This window comes from Oligella ureolytica DSM 18253 (assembly GCF_000373745.1).
In the GTDB taxonomy this organism is placed as follows: Bacteria; Pseudomonadota; Gammaproteobacteria; order Burkholderiales; family Burkholderiaceae_B; genus Oligella; species Oligella ureolytica.
Genome location: NZ_KB892369.1, coordinates 1 through 1,392 on the forward strand (window position 1 = coordinate 1; position 1,392 = coordinate 1,392).

1 protein-coding gene and 1 pseudogene are annotated in these 1,392 nt (G+C 41.5%); both read left to right on the forward strand.

Annotation, left to right across the window (positions count from 1 at the left end):
* Nucleotides 1-93 precede the first annotated feature (93 nt).
* Nucleotides 94-995 (forward strand): annotated as a pseudogene (locus B092_RS14575) (extracellular solute-binding protein); the annotation flags it as partial.
* Nucleotides 996-1,059: 64 nt separating this feature from the next.
* A complete protein-coding gene (locus tag B092_RS0113340; RefSeq protein WP_018575720.1) occupies nt 1,060-1,389 on the forward strand; it encodes a hypothetical protein in 330 nt (109 codons plus the stop codon).
* Nucleotides 1,390-1,392: the final 3 nt, after the last annotated feature.

Genomic DNA, 1,392 nt, shown 5'->3' on the forward strand with positions numbered 1-1,392 from the left:
AGCAAAAGAAGTAACACAATAAGTGAATAACGCCTTGACCATTACATCAAGGCGTTATTCATTTGAAAATCAATAGGTGTTCACCGAACGCTTACTGAGCTTGCAGCGATTAAGCGTGATACAGGTATTAACGTACCGATGGATAATAAAAACTCAGGTCAATCCCTAGCGCAATTAATTGCCGAAAAAGATAACCCGATCGCTGATGTTGTATATTATGGCGTCACGTTTGCTATTCAGGCAATGGATGAGGATATTATTACCAGCTATAAGCCTGAGCATTTTGATAGTATCCCTGATGGCATGAAGGATCCGGATGGCTTATGGTTTGCGATTCACTCCGGTACCATTGGGTTAATGGTTAATACAGCATGGTTAATACAGCAGCGCTAGGCAATGTACCTGTTCCTACTAGCTGGAATGATTTATTAAAACCTGAGTACGACGGCTTAGTAGGGCACTTGGACCCTTCTTCAGCCTTTGTTGGTTATGCTGGAGCAACCGCTATTAATCTAGCCATGGGTGGTGATATAGATAACTATGAGCCAGCGCTTAAGTTCTTTGCTGAATTAAAAGAAAATCATCCGATTGTCCCTAAGCAAACTTCTTATGCACGTGTACTATCCGGTGAAATTCCTATTTTCATCGATTATGACTTTAACTCTTATCGTGCAAAATATGATGACCAGGCGCCTATTGAGTTTGTGATTCCAACGGAAGGAACGATCTCAGTTCCTTATGTGATGAGTAAAGTAAAAAACTCTCCTAATCCGGAAAATGCTGATACCGTCCTTAACCATACGTTATCCGAGGCTGGACAAAAGGTTTGGGCTGAAGCTTATTTACGTCCTATTCGTCCTGAAGTGATGAGTCAAGAAGCTCAAAGTAAGTTCTTGCCTGCTGAGCATTATGAACGCGCGCAGGCTGTTGATTATGCCAAGATGGCAGAAGCTCAAAAGAGTTTTGCAGAAGAGTATTTGAAACGCGGTTTGTAATACCGATTTAAATTTGATTGATTAGTTGTCAGTCTTTTTAATTATGTTCAAATAAGGCAATCTCATGAAAAACAAGAAGTATCTTTGGTTTCTTATTGCGCCAGCCGCTGCTTTTTTCTGTGCTTTTTGGTTATTACCCATTATTCAACTCTTCTTTATTGGTGCCGGCCCTGACAAGGCAACGGGACAAATGAGTTATTTAGTGGCCGTGACCAGTCCGCAATATTTAAAAAGTTTGTGGAATACGGTGTGGGTCTCTGTTCTGACCTCAATCCTTGCGATTGTCTTGGCTGGGGCCAGCGCCTCTCTATGTCAGGATAGTTGTCACCCTCTAAATTTAAATCAAGAGAGCGGTAAGGATACTATTTATGGGCCGTTATTCACTAGAGCGTAAGAA

Bases quoted from the DNA above. Each gene is read 5' to 3' on its own strand.
- B092_RS0113340 (WP_018575720.1), top strand. From the start codon at position 1,060: ATGAAAAACAAGAAGTATCTTTGGTTTCTTATTGCGCCAGCCGCTGCT.